Below are 18,632 nucleotides of genomic sequence, written 5' to 3' on the forward strand. Positions count from 1 at the left end.
TCCATGTTTCCTCACAATTCTCTCCATAGATTTCCTCGTATGAAATATATTCTACATTATGTATTTTATTCCTGCTGAATTATGTTACTTTTTTTCCTAATTCGCACAAAAAAATTCGATTATATTAAATAACAATTTGTTTATGTACCTTTTTATAGAGTTTACAATATAAAAGGGGTACCTCAATTTACTTTTGAGGCACCCCTTTACATGCAATCAAATTAGAAGAAATATTCTAATTGAGCAATCAGGTTTTTCTTGTCGATTTTAGTGTCTTTAGTTTCCAAATCATTGTATTGTACTGTCAATACGCCATTTCTGAACAAAGTATAGTTAAAACCGTATTCCAGACCTTTGATATTATCGGCAATGCCATAAGCATCCAGAGCCATATCAGCAGCTGCAGCAGTATCACCTGAGTCCAAAGTAGTCAGTGTTCCTGGGTCAAAACCGGCATCAGCATTTCTGTAGCCTACCCACAAGCCAAAGGAATTAACTTTTGTCTTTTCAGCACCTTTATATGCTACTTTGGCCATCCAGCCTTTTGCGCCAATGCTTTCAGCATCGTTTTTACCATATTCACCACTAATACCAATATTAGCTATACCTGTGTAGTTTAAACCACCAGAAGTAGTTTTATACCACTCAGAATCCTTATCTTTCAAATAAGAACCGGTTAAATTAAGTTTGTCGCTTAATTTAGCATCAATATTAGCAAGGTAGAAATTGTAGTCCGATTTTTTGAAGGCACCAGCGGTAACTTTCACATCTTTACCGCCAGTAATAACAATACCGTCATTGTTAGCAGAGGTATCAGCAACAAGACCTTGACCTAGCCAAATCGGCTGACGGCCAAAACTGTACTCCAGGCCAGCAACTTCACCGGTAATGTAAGCTTGTTCTAATTTTGTTGTGTTGCTGCTGCCGTTAGAATTACCCCATTCCGATTCGCTTGCAATACGGCCTTTAAATGTCACATTATCAGCAATTTTAGCTTCCATTTTCAAACGAACACGAGTTAAAAATGCATTATCTACATCATCAGCATACTCATAACGTTCACGAACTTCACCAGTGAATTTCACTTTGGAAGCGTTTTTCTCGAGGTTGTCAACGCGAACGCCGAGGTTGGCAAGCTCAGAGCCATATTCGGCTTTTAGAGCTTCGATAGTTTTAAGAGTTTCAGCGTCAGCTTTGTCAGCGTTAGCCATAGCTTTAGCTACGATAGTAGCCATTTCATAACGGGTAAGGGTTTTGTCGCCTTTGTAGGTGCCGTCGCCGTAGCCGGAGATTACGCCAGCTTGAGCAAGTTTGTTGACGGAGTCATAGGACCAGTGTTTTGCAGGTACGTCAACGAAAGGATTTGCCGGAGCGGCCAGTGCAGTACCGGCAACGCTCAGGGAGAACACGGCGGCCAAAGCCAGAGCTGTTTGTCTTTTCATTTTTAGTTCCTCCTTAGGATTGTGTTTTATTGATGAGCGCCTAAGAAGGGTAACCTGAGTGTCCATGTTTCCTCAAACTCCACTTCTGTTGGCATGTGCTCATATCTTAACGCCGGCTGTGCGGCGGGAAGACCCAAACAGATAACAATTCAGGGATTATTTTCTTGCTATGGTAATATTATTCTACGTTTTGAGAACTATTCCTGCCTAAATGTTAAAAAAATTTTACAAAAAAATAATAAATTCTTGTGCATGTAGGAAAAATCGCAGTTATTGCCCGGCAAAATATCTTTCCGCCAGAACGACGGCTGCATAGTCGTCCACTGGAACCGGCGGCACCCTCATCGTAATTGGAATCAGGCGAAACAAGCCTTTGGGCGGATGATCCGCCCAGTACCGGTTGCGCGCCTGGTCGGTTGACCGGTATTCGTTAACAGGTATAACGGTCATTTTTTGGCCTTTCACTTCAATTGTGCTTAGCTTGCTTTGAGCGCTGCGTGAAGATGTACTGTCGCCAACCACAGCCGTTGTCAGGCTGTATTTGACCACCAGGGCGGTTGCCGCTGCAAGCAGTTCCGCTGTTTCAACAATGGATTTATACAGAATGCCCCGTGATCTGTGCACAACAGCAATTCCGCATTTTTCCCGGCCCGGATCGACGGACAATACAACATCTCCCTGCAACTTTCCCTCACCTCTTAGTTATATGTAGCAGTATGGCAAATGTTTCCCCTTGATAAAATAATAGCATACCTCTAATGAAAATACAAAAAGGACGCCCGGAGGCGTCCCTTTGTTTTGCGGAATGCAGTATTAGAATTTAACGTTAACTGTAGCAGCAGTACGAGCGTCCATTTTAGCACCGTCTTGAGTTTCGAAGTCTTGGTATTTCACGTTAAGAGCAACGTTTTTAGCAAGATTTCTGTCGTATTGAACTTCCAGACCTTTGAAACCATCGTTGTTAGCAATCGGAGTCAGGTCGGATTTCAGGTTGGAGTAAGTCGGCAGAGCACCGGCGTCTACGTCACGATAGAGGGCAGTCAGGCCGAGTTTGTTGAACTTCAGACCATAAGCAGCAGCGGTAGCGTTGTCAACAGTATCGCCGTCGGTTTTGTAGAATTCGCCAAGAGCGCTTACGCCGCTAGTCAGTTTGATGGCCATGTTGGCGCCGTAAGTGTCATTGCCGGTAGTATCGTTGTTGATATAATCTGCAGTAACATTAGCGCTACCAAGGTTGAAGCCATATTCACCAACATAGATGCGGTTTTGATCTTTCATGTTACCGGCAAACAGTTTCAGGCCGTTTACACTAGTAGCAAGACCTGTCATTTGAGTATCCATCAAAGAACCGTTACCAAGTTTGATGTCCTGGCGACCAATAGTATTGGTTAAACCAAGGGCATTGAAGGTTACATTGGCAGTATCCAGAACAATGGAGCTCTTGGTAGTGTAATCAGCGTCGTATTTAACATCGCTGCTAGAAAGACGGGCATTGAACTTCATGTTATCATTGATTTTGCCGTCGAAGCTAACGCGGGCACGGAAGTCGGTGTCGTCACCGTTGTTTTCAATGCCGGCATAACGCAGACGGGCATCACCGGAGATTTTAACCAGATTGTCTACTTTTTTATCAATAGCTTCTACTTTGATACCCATTTCGGTAAGTTCAGTAGCAAACTCTTTGGAAAGTTGGTCAACAATTTCTTTTTGATCGTTATTCAGGTTCTTTTGCATAGCTGAGGCGACCATAGATGCCATTTCGTAACGGGAAACAGTTTTGTCACCTTTGAAGGTGCCGTCGCCATAACCGGAAATTACGCCTGCTTTAGCCAGTTTGTTTACTGCGTCATAGGCCCAGTGTTTAGCAGGCACATCGGTGAAAGGATTAGCGAAGGCAGGTACTGCGAAAGCTACTGTGAGAGCTGTGGTAACAGCGACTTTAAGAAGTCTTTTGTTCATTAGAGATATCCCCCTTGAATGTTTTAATATCGCGGGTGTCGCCACCGGCATACCGGGAGGTTATCCCGTTCAAGGGGGAGGGGTTCGAGTGAGTGTCCACGTTTCCTCAATCTGTCCTTCCTCTCTGCAGGGCTTATTCTCGATATGCTCCTGCCGCATTCCGCAGGATTTATATTAACATAATTTCGATACAGTTTCAAGAATTCCTGCTCATTTAGCAGATGTATTTATTGGTAAAATCCTTGATTTATACGGAGTTTTCCATATATAACCGCATCTTGAAAGTCTTTTATGTTGTTTACATAATCAACTTTCATGTTACTATATATTCTGCAGAAAAAGAAAGAATCCTGCTTTTTTTGCAGGATTCCAAAGTGGTATATTCTGTTAGTCAGGATTATCTATTGAGCGCTTTTAATACGAATCTCAATTTGCAGCGGTCCGGCAGTGTAGGTGTCAGTGCTGGCTATGGCTGTAAGCTCGATTTTGCCGCTATAGCGTTTTACTTTATTTACGTTTTCAAATAGCTGCGCACCGCTCATGCTGCCCACCGTGCCCTGTATAGGATCGGGAAGAATTCCTTGGTTAACAGCGGCGGAATTAACTTTTTGCAAAAAGTTCATAATGGTCTCCTCTGCTTGCGCAGCTTCATTGGGTGCATTCATAGTCTCGCTGTAAACAACTTCACCTTTGTTATAGATCAAATGGTTAGGGAAAAGTTCCAACCGGCCAATTACAGGTTCGCCGTAGACAGTATTGCCCACCGTGGAAATACGTACGATAACAGGCTGATTGGCCTTCGCTATCAAGGCCGCGGCCTGATCGTATTCCGTACGTGAAATCCATAGCAATTCCAGATTTTTATCGGCGAGACCCAGTTTAGCTAAAATCATCCGGTTGGTTCTATAGATAACATCCGCCAGGGCCGTTGCGGTATCTTCCTGGGATTTACCGCCTTCGATAACTGCGTTTGATAATACTTCCCCTGTCCTAAAGACTACGGTGCCCTCCCGGACAATTTGAATACCATTCTTCAGGCTGGTAGTCAGTTCATTGAGACGGTCCACATCACTTTGCAGTGAAGTTTTCGCAGTAGTTAATTCATTTATTTTTGTATCCAGCTCGGCTTTAGTCGCCTGCAGGGTTTTAATACTTTTTTGGTAGGACGTCAGATCTCTCTGCGCCAGGGCATAGTCGGACTGCAGACTGCTTAAGGCGGTAGCCGCCTGGTCGCGCTGGCTTGTTACTGTCGCCAATTCCGCCATTATTTTTGTCAGTCGGTCGGCAGTCTCTTTAACTTTTTGCGTAACTGCCGCATATTCGGCATTTTTGGTCTCCAAGGAGGCCCGGCTTTGTTCAAGCTCTTTGGTTCTAGAGTCAACTTCGTCATTAAGAGATATCAGTTCAGCCTTTAGCTCTTCCATGCCGAATAGTGCTGTCCGGACATCCCAGGATACTGCAGTCATTAAGCCTAAGGTCGCGGCCGAAATCAGAATGCCGGTAACAATGGTAACAATAATCGAAGTGTGTTTAGGTCTGAGACCGAAAATGCTCAGCTTCTTTTTTCCTACCTTTGTGCCAAGCTTGTCGCCGATATAGGCAATAGCGCCCCCCATAACAGCAATAATGGCAATAAGAGCTAACCCATACATGATATCCCTCCTCTCTAAGGATACAGCGTTTTGGTTAACGCGACGCTTTATAAATCAAATATATGCCGACAACCGTACCGGCTATGTTGGGCAGCCAGGCCGCCACCAGCGGCGGGATGGCGCCACCCTGGCCCAAAGCGCCGGAGACCGTCAGGACGGCATAATACATGAAAATGATAATGATACTGAGACCAAGACCGATTGATGAACTCGACCGGTTAGGCGATAAGCCAAGCGGCGTGCCGATCAGGGCGAAAACAAAGCTGGCCATCGGGATTGAAACCCGCTGATAGAGTTCAACTTCATAGTTACTGGTTTTGGCATATTCCTGCTTAAGAACAGCGATGGTTTGTTTAAGTTCTTTCATGGACATCTCATCCGGTTTTTTCTGCTCACGGGAGATGCTGTCCGGGTTTTTATTAATCGGCATTATCTGCTTGGCAAATTTAAGCACATGGCTTGTCTGCCCTTCCTCGGTAATATCGGTGATTGCGCCATTGTACATAGTCCACTTGTCGGTTTCCCATACGGCAGTCTCGGCATTTTCCACTCTGACCAGCCGTCCGCCTTCAAATTCCTGAATAGAGACCTTACTCAAGGTGTTGGTGTCGGCCATAAAGTTCTGGGCGTAGGTCAGCCGTTCAATCTGGCCGTCTTTTATATCCTTGACGATAATGTGTTCTTGCGATTTGGGCCGGGAATTTTTTTCTATCTCGTAGCGCACAATGTAACTATAACCGGCGTTAGCCGCCGGAACTACTTCCTCGTTGAGAACAATGGCGGCCATGCTGACAACAAAAGCCGTTATCATAACAGGCACCGTCAGCCGGAAAAAGCTAAGGCCTCCTGAGCGCATGGCTGTTACTTCGCTGGAACCGGACAGCCGGCCAAAAGCCAATAACGAAGCCAACAGCATGGACATCGGGAAAGTTAAAACCACGATTCCCGGCAAACTGTAAAAAAACAGCTTGATAACCGTTGAAATTGGTGCGCCATATTTGGTTACATATTGAGCAATTCTAAACAATGTGCTGGTCCCGATAAAAACACTGGAAAAAGCGGCAATACCGAAGAAAAACGGCCCCAGCAGCTCCTTGAGGATATATTTGTCGAGTATACGCATGCAATTCTCCTTACAGGCTGAAGTTGTGGCCGAGATAGTACTTTTTGGCTACTTCGCTGTTGGCGATAGTATCACTGTCACCATCAATCAGGATTTGACCCTCGTTAAGAATATAGGCTTTATCAACAATGCTCAAAGTTTCCCTGACATTGTGGTCGGTAATGAGCACGCCAATGCCGCGCTGCTTAAGATAACTGATAATGGCCTGAATATCGGCAACGGCAATGGGGTCCACGCCGGCAAAAGGCTCATCCAGCAGAATAAAACTGGGGTCGGTGGCTAAAGCTCTGGCAATTTCCACCCGCCGGCGTTCGCCGCCGGAAAGTTCTGAGCCTTTGCGTTCACGCACGTGCGTTACGTGAAATTCCTCCAGCAAACTTTCCATTTTATCTTTAGCTTCGGAACTGGACAGTTTGGTGGTTTCCAAAATGGCCATTATATTATCTTCAACCGACAGTTTGCGAAAAATCGATGCTTCCTGCGGCAAATAACCGATACCGTAACGGGAACGTTTATACATGGGCATATGGGTTATTTCTTCGCCATTTATAAAAATCTGGCCGCTGTTGGGGCGTTCCAGGCCGACAATCATGTAAAAAGTAGTTGTCTTCCCGGCGCCGTTAGCCCCCAGAAGGCCAACGATTTGTCCCTGGTCAACCCGTAGGCTGACGCCGTTGACTACATTACGTGTTTTAAATGTCTTTATCAGATCGCGGGTTTCGATGTACATATCGTAAACATCCTCGCTAATAGTAAAAGTTTATTGCGGAGTAATGACCAGTCTTGTCCGTCCTCCCTGGGCGTCCATAGCTTTTTCATCCAATCTGAGGGTTAGTGTATCTCCTGTCAGAATGTTGCCATCCTGCACTGCATACGCATTGCCGCTTAAAATGACCTTGCTCTGACCTTTGGGCTCACCATAGTAGGTGGCTGTATTTGAAGTGGCATCCAGCTTACGCGCTTCACTTACAATATGAACCGAACCTGTGCCGACAGCGCGATTTTCCTGGATAAAGGCTTCAATCTTATCGGCTGTCATAGTACCGTCCGGCATTTCGATTTTGCCGCGTTCCGGTACCAGCGCATATTGCTTGTCAGCAAAATATTCTACCGTAGGCCCGCTAAGACGCTTGTCACCTTTTGTCAGTATGGCATCCCCAACGGCGATAAGGTGGGTGTTGTTGTTGTAAGTCTGTATTTCGGCGGCATTCAAAGTGGTATCCTGATTCACCGCATTTACCCCGCCGGTAAGGTGCCCTTCCTGCTTTTTGGTATCATACTGGGCCCTTGCGCCAGTCATAACGGCCTCCCCCTGGGTAATACGGACTGTTCCGTTGGCGTTCATGATGCCGGTAGCGGCATCATAGTCAATCGAATCAGCTACAATTTCAACAGGGGTTTTGCCGGCCGACTGCGGCGCAGCCAGAGAAACCAGGCCGCTGGTTCCCGCAAGTATGGCGGCAATCATTGCGGCTAATGCACCCCGCATAATAGTATTCTTTCTCATTTATTTTTCCCCTCCCGTAATTACCCTGGCATTACCGGAAACTCTGACCTTTTCCAGCTTCTCATCTGTTTTAATTGTATCGCCGGTAATAACAGTATTGTTGCGGGTCAAAGTAACGCCCCCTGTCCCGCTGAAACTTTTCGGGACTCCCTCCCAGCGGGCCTCAGGAGCCGTAAATACGGCGCCATCACTGGAAGTAGCCTTGACATCCCCTTGCATGGTAATGTCATGCGTCTTCATATCCACCTGGGCTTGCAGGGCTAGAAGGTCAACCTTACCGCCTTTATCCTGGTAAAGTGTACCTTGCAGGTTCTTAAGGTACGCTGTTTTTCCGTCAATATCCGTCTCAATGGTATCTGCTTTCAATTCCCACAGTTTTTTCCCGTCCTTTTCCTCAACAATCGAACTGCCGGCAAAGGTAATCCGGGTATTAACCTGGGTCGGAACAGCCTCTGGGTTTTCAGCCGAATCCCGGGAAGCTGCCCCCCACAGCAGGTAGTAAAGTCCTCCCGCCACAATTAAGACTGCCAAGGCAAGCCCGATATTTTTATTTTTTGTCAAGAAGACTTCACCTCCGTATTCCAGCGCTTTTTAAACCACACCCATTCATCAGGATATTCCCTGACTGCAGTTTCAATAATCTTGGTCATGCGTTCAGTTAATTTATACAAATCGGCATCCGGGTCGCCGGTATCTTCATAGTAAATAGGCGGCTGTAAAATAATACGATGGGTGCCATCCGGCTTGCGGCCAATAAACCCCGGTACAACCGGTGATTTAAATTTACGGGCAAACATAGCCGGGCCCAAAGGTGTCGCCGCAGGCTTGCCCAAAAAATCGACAAATACGCCATCATACCCTGCATCCTGATCCGCAAAGAAAGCCAGCATTTTTCCTTTTTTTAAGGCCTTGGCGGCTCCGAATATTTCATTGGTACCGCTGGCAAATATTTCAATGCCAAACAGCTGCCGCTGCTCATTCAATATGCGGGTATGCTGGTCATTGGGCTGACGCTTTACAATATCAGCCACCGGAAAACCGTCAAGAGCCAGCGCCGCGCCAAACCATTCCCAGTTGCCAAGATGACCTGTCAAAAAAACAACTCCTTTTTGCTCAGCCAGGGCATCGGCAAGATAGTGACGATTTTCCAGAGTGATATACTGTTTAATGTTTTCTTTGTTCAAGGCCGGCATTTGCAGAACTTCGAGAAAAGTCTGCCCCAGCTTAATAAAAGATTTTCGGATGATTTTTTCCGCCTCAGCCAGAGACAGGTCCAGGCGTTCCTGAATTTGTTCGAGAGCACGCCGGCGCTGCTTGACGGCTACCCGGTAATACAGGCGGCCCAGCATTCCGCCGGCGGAAAGTATTATTGAATGCGGCAGCAGGCACACGAAGCGGCCGGCCAGTTTCCACATATGATATTGCCATTGCCACTTATTCGCCATAGGTCTGTTCCTTCCCGGCAGGTTACTGCTTGACTATAAATCGCTTCGAACTTATATACTCGGCAATAATTCTATCCCATGCACCTTGCGTTTTCAAGATATATTCAACAATATCCCTGACTCCGCCATCCCCGCCCTGGCGGGCGGCAATATATTTGGCCACCGCCTTCACCTCAGGCACGGCATTGGCAACTGCGCAAGGCAAGCCAACCTGTACCAGAACGGGCAGATCGTTGATATCATCGCCGACATAGGCCAACTGGTCTAACGTGAGTGAATGCTTTTCCATGAGTTCATATAAGGCGGTGACTTTATCCACAGCCCCTTGATACACATCGCCTATTTTAAGTTCGGCGCCACGGCGACGCACAATCTCACTCTCGCGCCCGGTAATGATAGCTGTTTTTAGCCCGGCCTTATGGGCAAGGGAAATTCCCATACCGTCCTGACAATGAAATGCTTTCAGGGCCTCGCCTTCCTGGCTGAAGATAATATGACCGGCAGTCAGAACGCCGTCGACATCCAGAATGATCATTTTGACTTTTTTCGCGCAAGAGTCACTATACATTATACCACTCCTTGACGCAATAAGTCAGTAAGGTGAATGATACCAATTGCCCGAAAATTGCTGTCAACTACTGGCAGCAGAGTTATCGGACGGGGTTTATTTTTCTCCATTATGCTTAACGCATGCGCGGCCAGCTTGTCTTTGGTAACGGTGCGCGGGTTACTTGTCATCAGCAGGGCGACAGGTTTGTCGAGGAAATCATGGCCTTTTTCCAGACTGCGGCGAATATCGCCGTCAGTCAAGAGTCCCACCAGCAACATGCTCTCCAGCGTCTCAACAACGAGTACCGCCCCCAGCCCCTGTGCAGTAATGGTAAATAATGCCTCTTTTACCGTTTTGTCCGGGGTAACCACCGGCATATCACCGGCTCCGTGCATTACATTCTCCACGGTAAGCAGCAATTTGCGACCGAGAGAACCACCCGGATGGTATAAAGCAAATTCTTCCGGGGTAAAGTTACGCGCCGACAGTAAGGCAACGGCCAGGGCATCCCCCATCGCCAGCGTGGCTGTGGTGCTGGCAGTTGGCGCTAGCCCGAGCGGGCAGGCTTCTTTTTCCACGCCAACGTCGATATAGGCGTCCGCATTTTTCGCCAGAGTGGACTGGCCACGCCCGGTCATAGCTATGATGGAACAGCCGATACGCTTTAGTGTCGGCAAAAGACTAATCACTTCGTTTGTTTCACCGCTATTGGAAATTGCCAGAACAATATCACTGGCCGTAACCATACCCAAATCCCCATGGATACCCTCTGCCGGATGAAGAAAAAAGGCCGGCGTACCGGTGCTGGCCAGGGTTGCGGCTATTTTTTTGCCAATAAGGCCCGATTTGCCCATACCGGTAACAATGACCCGGCCCGAGCATTTCAAAATCATCTGCATAGCAACCGCGAACTGATCATTAATCCGGGGAATTAACGCCCGGATGGCGTCAGCCTCCAGTTCCAGACAGGCGCGAGCATGCTCAATAGTCATTAGAATACCTCCTTGAAGGTTCTATTTATATTTCCGGACAACACTGTCGATTGCCAGAACGTCTTTTAAAAGCTCTTCTAGTTTATCTACATACAGCATATTGCAGGCATCAGACTTGCCTTCCGGCGGATTATCGTGAACTTCCATGAACAGCATGTCGACGCCGGCAGCCACCGCCGATCTGGTCAGATAAGGCACAAATTCACGCTGCCCGCCCGAGCTTGTTCCGGCTCCGCCGGGCAACTGAACACTATGGGTTGCATCAAATACAACCGGATAACCCAGTGAGCGCATAATAGGCAACGCTCTAAAATCTACCACCAGGTTGTTATAGCCGAAAGTTGCGCCACGCTCGGTCAGTAAAATGTTATGATTGCCGGCTTCCTCAATTTTGGCAATGACATTTTTCATATCCAACGGCGCCAGAAACTGACCTTTTTTTACATTGATTGCCTTACCGGTTCGCGCTGCCTGATACACAAGGTCAGTCTGCCGGCATAAAAAGGCAGGTATCTGCAACACGTCAAGCACTTCGGCGGCCGCATCAATCTGAGTCACACAATGAATGTCGCTGATTACCGGCACTCCCAGTTCTTTCTTGATGTGTGCCAGAATACTCAGCCCTTCCTTAAGGCCGGGCCCCCGGAAAGAATTGTAGGAGGAACGGTTGGCCTTATCATATGAGGCTTTGAAAATATAGGGAATGTTTAGCCGGTCGGCGATCTCTTTGACAGCCCGGCCAATTTTGAGAGTACGTTCCGGTTCTTCAATAACGCAAGGTCCGGCAATCAGGACGATGGGGTGCTCAGCACCTACGGTAATGTTTTGAATTTGGACTGTATGCATAGGATCAACCTCCTGATTTATATTTTTATTTTTTCATCTTTTTGAAATATTCGTTGACTCTTTCCAGTTCTTCCGGTGTATCTACCCCGATAGATTTGAAATCGGTTTTTAGTACTTTGATCTTATACCCATGCTCCAGGGCTCTTAGCTGTTCCAGAGATTCCGTTAACTCCAGGGGTGTCGGCGGCAAAACAGCATACTTAAGTAAAAAATCACGCCGGTATGCATAAATGCCGATATGCTTATAGACCGGTAACGGACCTCCCGGCAACTTGCTATTACGGGGAAAGGGGATCAGCGACCGGGAAAAATATAGCGCATAACCATCCAGATTTGTGATCACTTTGACAGCACTCGCCAGATTGTATTCACTTTTATCCATTTCTGTCATCAACGTGGCCATTTGCAGTTCAGGCTTACCGTCAAAAGCCCCGGCCAAAAGATCAATGACTTCAGGCGCGATGAGCGGCTCATCCCCCTGAACATTAATAATGATATCCGCTTCAGGATATTGCCTGGCAACCTCGGCCAGTCGGTCGGTGCCGGTCGGATGATCGGGCGATGTCATGATTACTTCACCGCCAAAATCGACAACAGCGCTGTGAACCAGTTCATGGTCGGTAGCCACCAGCACCGCACCAGGACGGTTCGCCTGCCTGGCCCGTTCATATACATGCTGAATCATGGGCTTGCCGTCAATCATTGCCAACGGCTTACCCGGCAACCGTGTTGAGGAGTAGCGGGCAGGAATTACACACAAAATATTCATTTCAAATACCCCCATATTAGGAACACGCCCCAGTTACTTCTTTTATCATATCCATTAGTTCCTCATAACCGTCATGAAACCAAACTTCAATTGATAAAACATAAACCGGCAAAGGCCGTTCGGAATGAATGAATTCTGACGGTATTTTTACAGCATCTTTATCGGTCGTAATCAGCGCACATACGTTATTATCAACGGCTTTCTGCATAATTTCCTGCATCTCGGCCATGGTATAGTCGTGATGATCAGGATACCGCACGGCCTCAACCACCTTGCCGCCTAAATCAGTAATCGTTTTTTCAAAAGAGGATGGATTGCCAATAGCCGAGAACGGCAAAACAGAGCGGTCTTTGATAGCGTCCAGCGGAACAGTATCCGGCCGGACACCTTTATACCACTCTTCGATCTCAATGAAACAGCGCGGCGTATGCGTGCTTTCCACAACAAGCGCCTGATTGTTATATTTTGCCAGAGTATCCCGGATAGTCTCCCTGGCATTGCCGGTGGCCTGATCCACTTTTGTTAACAAAAACGCGTTAGCCCTGTTCAAATTATTAAGCGGCTCGCGCAAAGTGCCGCGCGGCAATAAAAAGTTGTTGCCGAAAACATTGAGCGCATCAATGAGGACAATATCAAGATCACGTTTAAGCTGCCAGTGCTGGAAAGCATCGTCCAGAATAATCACTTCCGCCCGGAGTTTATCGACGGCATAACTACCGGTGATATAACGGTTACGGCCGATGATTACCGGTACCCCGGGCAGACTTTTGGCCAGCAGGTAGGCTTCATCGCCGGCTTCGTTCACGGTCATATATATTTTACGCCCGTCGGAAACCAAGCCTACCTCGCCCTTCCAATCGGCACGGTAACCTCTGTTTAGGATAACGACCCGGTAACCCATGTCCCGGATAATAGCGGCCAAGCGCTGGGCAGTCGGCGTCTTGCCGGTCCCCCCCACTGTGATATTACCCAGACTAATGACTTTACAGGGTAGTTTATGGGATTCCAAAATACCCAGGCGATACATCCCGAGTTTAATAGTGACTCCAAGTCCGTAGACAAAGGACATAGCGCGGAGTACAACCAGCAGCACGGATGCCAGAAGACCATGCTTTTCGCCGTGTACTAATTTATATAGATATACTTGTAGCGCTTCACGCTGTCGCATCATACGGTTTCCGCCTTTTCGCCTTGATCTTTTAGTGATTTTGAACCGGTACATAACTCTGTAATACTTCTTTGACATACAGGGCGCTTTTATGGGACGCGCCCTGATTTTCATTGATTATCAGCAGGGCCTCTTGCCCCATTTTATTAAGCAGTTCCGGATTATTTAGCAGGTTTAAGAGCGTCTGCGCCAAATCGGCGCTATCGCTCACAGTAATGCAGGCCTGCCGTTCGCTCAGCATGGCGTAGGTATCTTTAAAATTAAACATATGCGGTCCGACCAAAATAGGTTTTCCATGGGCGGCAGGTTCCAAAATATTATGTCCGCCATGAGGCACAAGACTGCCCCCGACATAGACAATATCGGCCATGCCATAAATCTTGCCTAGTTCACCAATTGTATCCACAATAATCATGTCCGGCTGCTGGGGAGATTGCTGCGACAACAGCTTAGTCCGGCGAACAGCCGTAAACCGGCATTTTGCTGCGAGTTCGACCAATTCATCGGCCCGCAGAATATCGCGGGGAGCAATAATAAGTTGAGTGTTGGGACATTCACCAGTTATCTGGCGAAAAGCGTTAAACAATAGCTCTTCTTCGCCTTTATGCGTACTGCCGGCAACAATAACGCGGCCGGAATCACGTAATTTTAGCTCCCGGGACAGTAACCGTTTCTGGTCTGTGGTCAGTTCGGTATAACTCTGATCAAACTTTGTGTTGCCGGTCACGAACACCTTGTCTGTATCGGCCCCAAGCTGGATAATATATTGGGCATCGATCGAAGATTGCATACAAAATTTCACAATGGTAGCAAGCATATCTTTGAGTACTGTCCTGAAATAGGAATAACGGCCAAGACTCTTTTCACTGATTCTCCCGTTTACCATCATAACCGGAATTCTCAAGGTTTTGGCAGCCTTTAAGAAATTCGGCCATAACTCTGTTTCAACAAGCAAAAATATTCTTGGGCGTATTTTGGTAATCACAGCCCGGCTGAGAAACGGCAGGTCCAGAGGAAAGAAAATCACACCATCAGCCTCCGGAATAATACGTTTAGCCATATCATACCCGGTCGCGGTCACAGCCGACACCATGATGGGTATTCCGGGAAGCTCACGCCGTATTTCTCTGACGATCGGGCTCGCAGCAACAATCTCACCAACCGAGGCCGCATGCAGCCAGATTGGCGCCTTGCCGGACAGTCTGTCAACTGTCGCCGACGGCAGCCAGCCAAGGCTTTGCTTCAACCGTTCGGTAAAACCTTCTTCCCGGATCATGCGGACCGCAAATACCGGCAAGGCCAGAATGACGAGCAGCACGGCCAGGATGTTGTAAATAAGATACATATCGCTACCTCTTTATTGAAATTCCAACAAGTATATGCTTACTTGTCCGCAAACTGAACCTGGTACAGCTTACTGTACAGGCCGCGGGCGGCTATTAGTTCGTGGTGAGTACCCTGTTCGACAATGCGCCCCTTCTCCATTACAATAATGAGATCGGCCCGCTGCACGGTTGACAGGCGGTGGGCAATCACAAAGGATGTACGGCCGACCATAAGCTTGTCAAGTGCTTCTTGCACCAACTTCTCACTCTCGGTATCCAGGGCAGAGGTAGCCTCATCTAAAATAAGCACACGCGGATCTTTTAAAATGGCTCTGGCAATAGCAATACGTTGCCTTTGGCCGCCTGACAGTTTGGAGCCGCGTTCACCGATTTGTGTAGCGTAGCCTTCCGGCATGGCCTGGATAAACTCATGCGCATTGGCAGCCTTGGCGGCGACAATGATCTCTTGTTCTGTAGCATCCAGGTTACCGTATAGTATATTTTCATAGACCGTGCCGTTGAAAAGAACGGTTTCCTGCGGCACAATACCAATTTGCTCACGCAACGATTTTAATGTAACAGTTTTAACATCATAGCCGTCAATCGTAATGCGGCCCTGCAGCGGATCATAAAACCGGGGAATCAGATTGGCAATCGTTGTCTTGCCGGCTCCACTGGGGCCGACAATGGCAAGCATTTGCCCGGGTTCAGCCACCAGCGACAACTCTTTAAGCGCCAGTTCGCCAGGCTTATAAGAAAAATCCACCTGTTCGAAGGTTAAACGTCCGGTAATCGCCGGTAAATCAACGGCGTCGGGCAGATCTTGAATTTCCGGTTCAGTATCCAGAACATCGAAAACCCGCTGTGCAGCCGCCAGCGCCCTTTGAATATTGGCATAGACACGGCTAAGCCGTTTAATCGGATTGGTAATATTTACAACATAAATCAAAAAGGCGATCAACGCCCCGGCGGTCAGGTCGCCGTTGATAACTTCGCGTCCACCATACCAAATGATGATGGTAACGCCAATAGCTCCCAAAAATTCGATAATAGGCGTTAACGTAGCAGTCAGTTGCGCTGTCTTCATCTGGGCCCGGAAATTATAGTAGTTTTCTTTATTAAAACGGCCTATTTCATAATCTTCCCGCACAAAGGACTTGATAACCCTTACGGCCGAGATAGTTTCCTGCAATACTGACGTAATGTCGGCGGCCCGTTCCTGGGTAATGCGGCTGGCATTTCGTAGCCGCTTGCCAAATATGCTGATAGCCTGAGCAACCAGCGGCAAGGTAATGAATGTCAGCAGGGAAAGCTTCCAGTGGATATAGAACATGGCAGCCATCGAGCCGATGAGTACCGCAGATTCGGTAACCAGCTCAATAATACTTTCCACAAGCGCATTCTGCAGGACGCCTACATCATTAGTAACGTAACTCATGATACTGCCTGTCTGACGTTTCTCATAATAGGAAAGGGATAAACGCTGCAAATGGCGGTATACTGCCTCGCGAATGTCAATGACTACTTTTTGGCCAATATAGGACATCAAATAAGTCTGGCCAAAAAAGAAAATGCCGCGCAACAAAAATACGACGACAATGCCAACAGCAATCAGATTGAGCATCTGCATATCTTTGGCAGCCAGAACATCATCAATTACATTCTGTATAATCCAGGGAATGAACAGATTACCTGCAGTCGCTACCACAATACAAACTACTGCCAGAATAAACCGGGGCAGATACGGCTTTATATAGTTTAATAAACGCAAGTAGAGTTTCATTAAAGTACCTCACGTATTGTTAAGAAAGTTGCTTTTTCCTTTAAGGTTATCCACGGGCTACTTCCAGAATAACTTCCGCAACCCTTTTCACCGCACCGGTTTGCCCCAGTTTTTCCTTTATTTCGGCTAAGTCTGCAAGCACCTTTTCCCGAACCGGCATATCGGTAAGCAATGTAATTGTTTCCGCTGCAATTGCTTCAGGGCTGGCTGCATCCTGAATCAACTCCGGCAAAATCCGCCGGCCAGCCACAATGTTAGGCAAGCCGATGTCCGGTATTTTCACCAGGAGTTTTCCGAGAAAATATGTTAGAGTATTTACCCTGTAAATGATAACAGTAGGCGCCCCCATGAGGGAAGTTTCCAGTGTCGCTGTACCGGAAGCGGCAATGACGGCATTGGCTATCCCCATTAAGTCATAGGTATGTTCTGCTGTCAACGTAACCTCTATAGTATAGCCAGCGATAATACTTTGTAACATTTCCCGGGAAATTGTCGAAGCAACCGGTAAGAAAAATTGACATCCAGGTACCTCTTTGTCAATCAACTGGCAAGCTGCCAGCATGTCTGGCAGCAGCGTGCTGATTTCCTGCTGGCGGCTGCCTGGCATTAAGAGCACTACCGGCTTGTCCGGCCTGGCACCAAAATACCGATAAGCCGCTTCTTTGGCCATGTCAGGCTTCACAATGTCGACCAGCGGATGGCCGACAAAGGTTACATTGGCGCCCGCAGCCTGATAGACTTCGGCTTCAAAGGGGAAAATAGCCGCAATCCGGTTCACCGTTTCGGCCACTTCTTTGGCCCGTCCGCGTCGCCAGGCCCAAGCGGAGGGACTAATATAAGACACTACCGGGATGCCTTTAGCCTTGGCAATCTTAGCCAGACGTATGTTGAACTCCGGATAGTCGATAATCACAAGGACATCAGGACGTTCCTGATCCATTAGCGCAGCCAGATTATCTCTCAGTTCGAATAATTTACCGAGGTTCTTGATTACTTCCACAAAGCCAATTACACCCAAACCGGCTATGTCATATACGATATTCACACCGGCAGAGCGCATGGCCTGGCCACCCATCCCAAAAAGTTCGATATCCGGCTGCAAAAGTTTCAGTGCGTTGGCTACGCTGGCGCCGTGCAAATCACCAGATGCTTCGCCGACTGAGAGCATAATTTTCATAGTATCCTCCGGAAGTCTCAGATTACATTACAGTAATACATATCTCATGACTGTCGGCCAGTTCGATTACCTTTTGCCTGTCCACCAGCAAGGTCTTGCCGGCTTCTATCACCAGTGCAGCCGCATTGGCTTCGATCATTGCTTTTAGGGTGTCAGGCCCCACACTTGGCACATCAAACCGCACATCCTGATTAGGCTTGGCGGCTTTGGCAACAATGACCTTGCCTCGGCCCAGCTGGCCACCGCGCCGGATGCAGGCATCGGTTCCTTCGATAGCCTCAACTGCCATAACGGCTTTTTGTTTCACAACCACAGTTTGTCCAATATCCAGCCCGCCTATTTTCCGCGCCATATCCAGGCCAAATTTCATGTCGGCCACTTCTTCTTCTGACGGCTGACGTTCGGTAAGCACTCCCGCCGCCGGCAGCAGTTGACGGATAAACTCGGTCTGATCCAGAACCCCGATACCTTCGCCGGCAAATTCACGTACTAAAGCCAGCATGACAGTATCGTCATTTAAGTCCGGCAAACCGGCTAACAGCCGCTGCATGCGCGCATCAGGCCGGGCCGCCCCGCTAAACAAATGTTCCTTGGTGACCTTACCGAGCATTGTAACTTTCTGCACGCTTTCCTGCTTGAGGATTGCAATAAGCTTATCAAGTTCACCTAAGCCGACAGCATGATATTTATTCGCCGTCCGGCTCAATTCCTCGTCCACACCCGGCGCAACACCGATAGCTATCACGGCAAAGCCCATGCCGCAGGCGGCACGGGCAAATTCGACTGGCAACCGGCCAATACCGGCAATAAGTCCGATTGTATTCATACTGGTTCCCACCTTATGTAGCTTGACGCGGCCTGGCCGCGTCAAGCACAAGATAATATATTGTAGGT

General features: G+C 47.8%; 18 protein-coding genes. All 18 read right to left on the minus strand.

Annotated elements, in window-relative coordinates:
• Positions 1 to 221 precede the first annotated feature (221 nt).
• The 18 genes from SATMO3_RS23285 to SATMO3_RS23370 all read right to left on the minus strand — a co-directional run bounded on the left by SATMO3_RS23285 (position 222) and on the right by SATMO3_RS23370 (position 18,564).
• Complete coding sequence (locus SATMO3_RS23285) at positions 222 to 1,442, minus strand: S-layer homology domain-containing protein (RefSeq protein ID WP_371372150.1); 1,221 nt, start codon at positions 1,440 to 1,442, stop codon at positions 222 to 224.
• Positions 1,443 to 1,712: 270 nt separating this feature from the next.
• Positions 1,713 to 2,108, minus strand: a complete 396-nt coding sequence (locus tag SATMO3_RS23290; protein WP_371372151.1) for a pre-16S rRNA-processing nuclease YqgF — start codon at positions 2,106 to 2,108, stop codon at positions 1,713 to 1,715.
• Between the two features lie 147 nt (positions 2,109 to 2,255).
• Positions 2,256 to 3,401, minus strand: coding sequence for an S-layer homology domain-containing protein (locus tag SATMO3_RS23295; RefSeq protein ID WP_371372152.1), 1,146 nt, complete (start codon positions 3,399 to 3,401; stop codon positions 2,256 to 2,258).
• A 401-nt stretch (positions 3,402 to 3,802) separates the two neighbouring features.
• The gene (locus SATMO3_RS23300) at positions 3,803 to 5,053 is read right to left on the minus strand and encodes a DUF3084 domain-containing protein (RefSeq protein WP_371372153.1); all 1,251 of its coding nucleotides are present in this window, start codon (positions 5,051 to 5,053) and stop codon (positions 3,803 to 3,805) included.
• Positions 5,054 to 5,087: 34 nt separating this feature from the next.
• Entirely contained in the window at positions 5,088 to 6,176 is a 1,089-nt protein-coding gene (locus SATMO3_RS23305; protein ID WP_371372154.1) for an LptF/LptG family permease, read from the minus strand.
• Positions 6,177 to 6,186: 10 nt separating this feature from the next.
• The gene (gene lptB / locus SATMO3_RS23310; protein ID WP_371372155.1) at positions 6,187 to 6,906 is read right to left on the minus strand and encodes an LPS export ABC transporter ATP-binding protein; all 720 of its coding nucleotides are present in this window, start codon (positions 6,904 to 6,906) and stop codon (positions 6,187 to 6,189) included.
• Positions 6,907 to 6,936: 30 nt separating this feature from the next.
• The gene (locus SATMO3_RS23315; protein ID WP_371372156.1) at positions 6,937 to 7,683 is read right to left on the minus strand and encodes an LptA/OstA family protein; all 747 of its coding nucleotides are present in this window, start codon (positions 7,681 to 7,683) and stop codon (positions 6,937 to 6,939) included.
• A complete protein-coding gene (gene lptC, locus SATMO3_RS23320; protein WP_371372157.1) occupies positions 7,684 to 8,244 on the minus strand; it encodes an LPS export ABC transporter periplasmic protein LptC in 561 nt (186 codons plus the stop codon).
• On the minus strand, positions 8,241 to 9,128 hold the full coding sequence (locus tag SATMO3_RS23325; RefSeq protein ID WP_371372158.1) for a lysophospholipid acyltransferase family protein: 888 nt from the start codon (positions 9,126 to 9,128) through the stop codon (positions 8,241 to 8,243). The genes lptC and SATMO3_RS23325 overlap by 4 nt, the downstream gene beginning before the upstream one ends.
• A 22-nt stretch (positions 9,129 to 9,150) precedes the next feature.
• Positions 9,151 to 9,696: a KdsC family phosphatase gene (locus SATMO3_RS23330; RefSeq protein WP_371372159.1), complete on the minus strand. Its 546-nt coding sequence runs from the start codon at positions 9,694 to 9,696 to the stop codon at positions 9,151 to 9,153.
• Positions 9,696 to 10,670 (minus strand): SIS domain-containing protein, encoded by a 975-nt coding sequence (locus tag SATMO3_RS23335; protein WP_371372160.1) that lies wholly within the window; start codon positions 10,668 to 10,670, stop codon positions 9,696 to 9,698. Before SATMO3_RS23335 ends, SATMO3_RS23330 begins: the two co-directional genes overlap by 1 nt.
• 21 nt (positions 10,671 to 10,691) lie before the next feature.
• Entirely contained in the window at positions 10,692 to 11,516 is an 825-nt protein-coding gene (kdsA, locus tag SATMO3_RS23340; protein WP_371372161.1) for a 3-deoxy-8-phosphooctulonate synthase, read from the minus strand.
• Positions 11,517 to 11,541: 25 nt separating this feature from the next.
• A complete protein-coding gene (kdsB, locus tag SATMO3_RS23345) occupies positions 11,542 to 12,285 on the minus strand; it encodes a 3-deoxy-manno-octulosonate cytidylyltransferase (RefSeq protein WP_371372163.1) in 744 nt (247 codons plus the stop codon).
• A gap of 16 nt (positions 12,286 to 12,301) precedes the next feature.
• On the minus strand, positions 12,302 to 13,456 hold the full coding sequence (gene lpxK / locus SATMO3_RS23350; protein WP_371372165.1) for a tetraacyldisaccharide 4'-kinase: 1,155 nt from the start codon (positions 13,454 to 13,456) through the stop codon (positions 12,302 to 12,304).
• A 28-nt stretch (positions 13,457 to 13,484) separates the two neighbouring features.
• A complete protein-coding gene (locus tag SATMO3_RS23355; protein WP_371372167.1) occupies positions 13,485 to 14,798 on the minus strand; it encodes a 3-deoxy-D-manno-octulosonic acid transferase in 1,314 nt (437 codons plus the stop codon).
• 38 nt (positions 14,799 to 14,836) lie between these two features.
• Positions 14,837 to 16,561, minus strand: coding sequence for a lipid A export permease/ATP-binding protein MsbA (gene msbA / locus SATMO3_RS23360; RefSeq protein WP_371372169.1), 1,725 nt, complete (start codon positions 16,559 to 16,561; stop codon positions 14,837 to 14,839).
• A 46-nt stretch (positions 16,562 to 16,607) separates the two neighbouring features.
• Complete coding sequence (gene lpxB / locus SATMO3_RS23365; protein WP_371372171.1) at positions 16,608 to 17,738, minus strand: lipid-A-disaccharide synthase; 1,131 nt, start codon at positions 17,736 to 17,738, stop codon at positions 16,608 to 16,610.
• Between the two features lie 22 nt (positions 17,739 to 17,760).
• A complete protein-coding gene (locus tag SATMO3_RS23370; RefSeq protein ID WP_371372173.1) occupies positions 17,761 to 18,564 on the minus strand; it encodes an LpxI family protein in 804 nt (267 codons plus the stop codon).
• Positions 18,565 to 18,632: the final 68 nt, after the last annotated feature.

This window comes from Sporomusa aerivorans (assembly GCF_041428895.1).
GTDB classification, from domain to species: domain Bacteria; phylum Bacillota; class Negativicutes; order Sporomusales; family Sporomusaceae; genus Sporomusa; species Sporomusa aerivorans.

Excerpts from the sequence above, each read along its gene's own strand:
- SATMO3_RS23285 (WP_371372150.1), bottom strand. The coding sequence starts at position 1,442 with ATGAAAAGACAAACAGCTCTGGCTTTGGCCGCCGTGTTCTCCCTGAGC.
- SATMO3_RS23295 (WP_371372152.1), bottom strand. The coding sequence starts at position 3,401 with ATGAACAAAAGACTTCTTAAAGTCGCTGTTACCACAGCTCTCACAGTA.
- SATMO3_RS23300 (WP_371372153.1), bottom strand. The coding sequence starts at position 5,053 with ATGTATGGGTTAGCTCTTATTGCCATTATTGCTGTTATGGGGGGCGCT.
- SATMO3_RS23305 (WP_371372154.1), bottom strand. The coding sequence starts at position 6,176 with ATGCGTATACTCGACAAATATATCCTCAAGGAGCTGCTGGGGCCGTTT.
- lptB (WP_371372155.1), bottom strand. The coding sequence starts at position 6,906 with ATGTACATCGAAACCCGCGATCTGATAAAGACATTTAAAACACGTAAT.
- SATMO3_RS23315 (WP_371372156.1), bottom strand. The coding sequence starts at position 7,683 with ATGAGAAAGAATACTATTATGCGGGGTGCATTAGCCGCAATGATTGCC.
- SATMO3_RS23325 (WP_371372158.1), bottom strand. The coding sequence starts at position 9,128 with ATGGCGAATAAGTGGCAATGGCAATATCATATGTGGAAACTGGCCGGC.
- SATMO3_RS23330 (WP_371372159.1), bottom strand. The coding sequence starts at position 9,696 with ATGTATAGTGACTCTTGCGCGAAAAAAGTCAAAATGATCATTCTGGAT.
- SATMO3_RS23335 (WP_371372160.1), bottom strand. The coding sequence starts at position 10,670 with ATGACTATTGAGCATGCTCGCGCCTGTCTGGAACTGGAGGCTGACGCC.
- kdsA (WP_371372161.1), bottom strand. The coding sequence starts at position 11,516 with ATGCATACAGTCCAAATTCAAAACATTACCGTAGGTGCTGAGCACCCC.
- kdsB (WP_371372163.1), bottom strand. The coding sequence starts at position 12,285 with ATGAATATTTTGTGTGTAATTCCTGCCCGCTACTCCTCAACACGGTTG.
- lpxK (WP_371372165.1), bottom strand. The coding sequence starts at position 13,456 with ATGATGCGACAGCGTGAAGCGCTACAAGTATATCTATATAAATTAGTA.
- SATMO3_RS23355 (WP_371372167.1), bottom strand. The coding sequence starts at position 14,798 with ATGTATCTTATTTACAACATCCTGGCCGTGCTGCTCGTCATTCTGGCC.
- msbA (WP_371372169.1), bottom strand. The coding sequence starts at position 16,561 with ATGAAACTCTACTTGCGTTTATTAAACTATATAAAGCCGTATCTGCCC.
- lpxB (WP_371372171.1), bottom strand. The coding sequence starts at position 17,738 with ATGAAAATTATGCTCTCAGTCGGCGAAGCATCTGGTGATTTGCACGGC.
- SATMO3_RS23370 (WP_371372173.1), bottom strand. The coding sequence starts at position 18,564 with ATGAATACAATCGGACTTATTGCCGGTATTGGCCGGTTGCCAGTCGAA.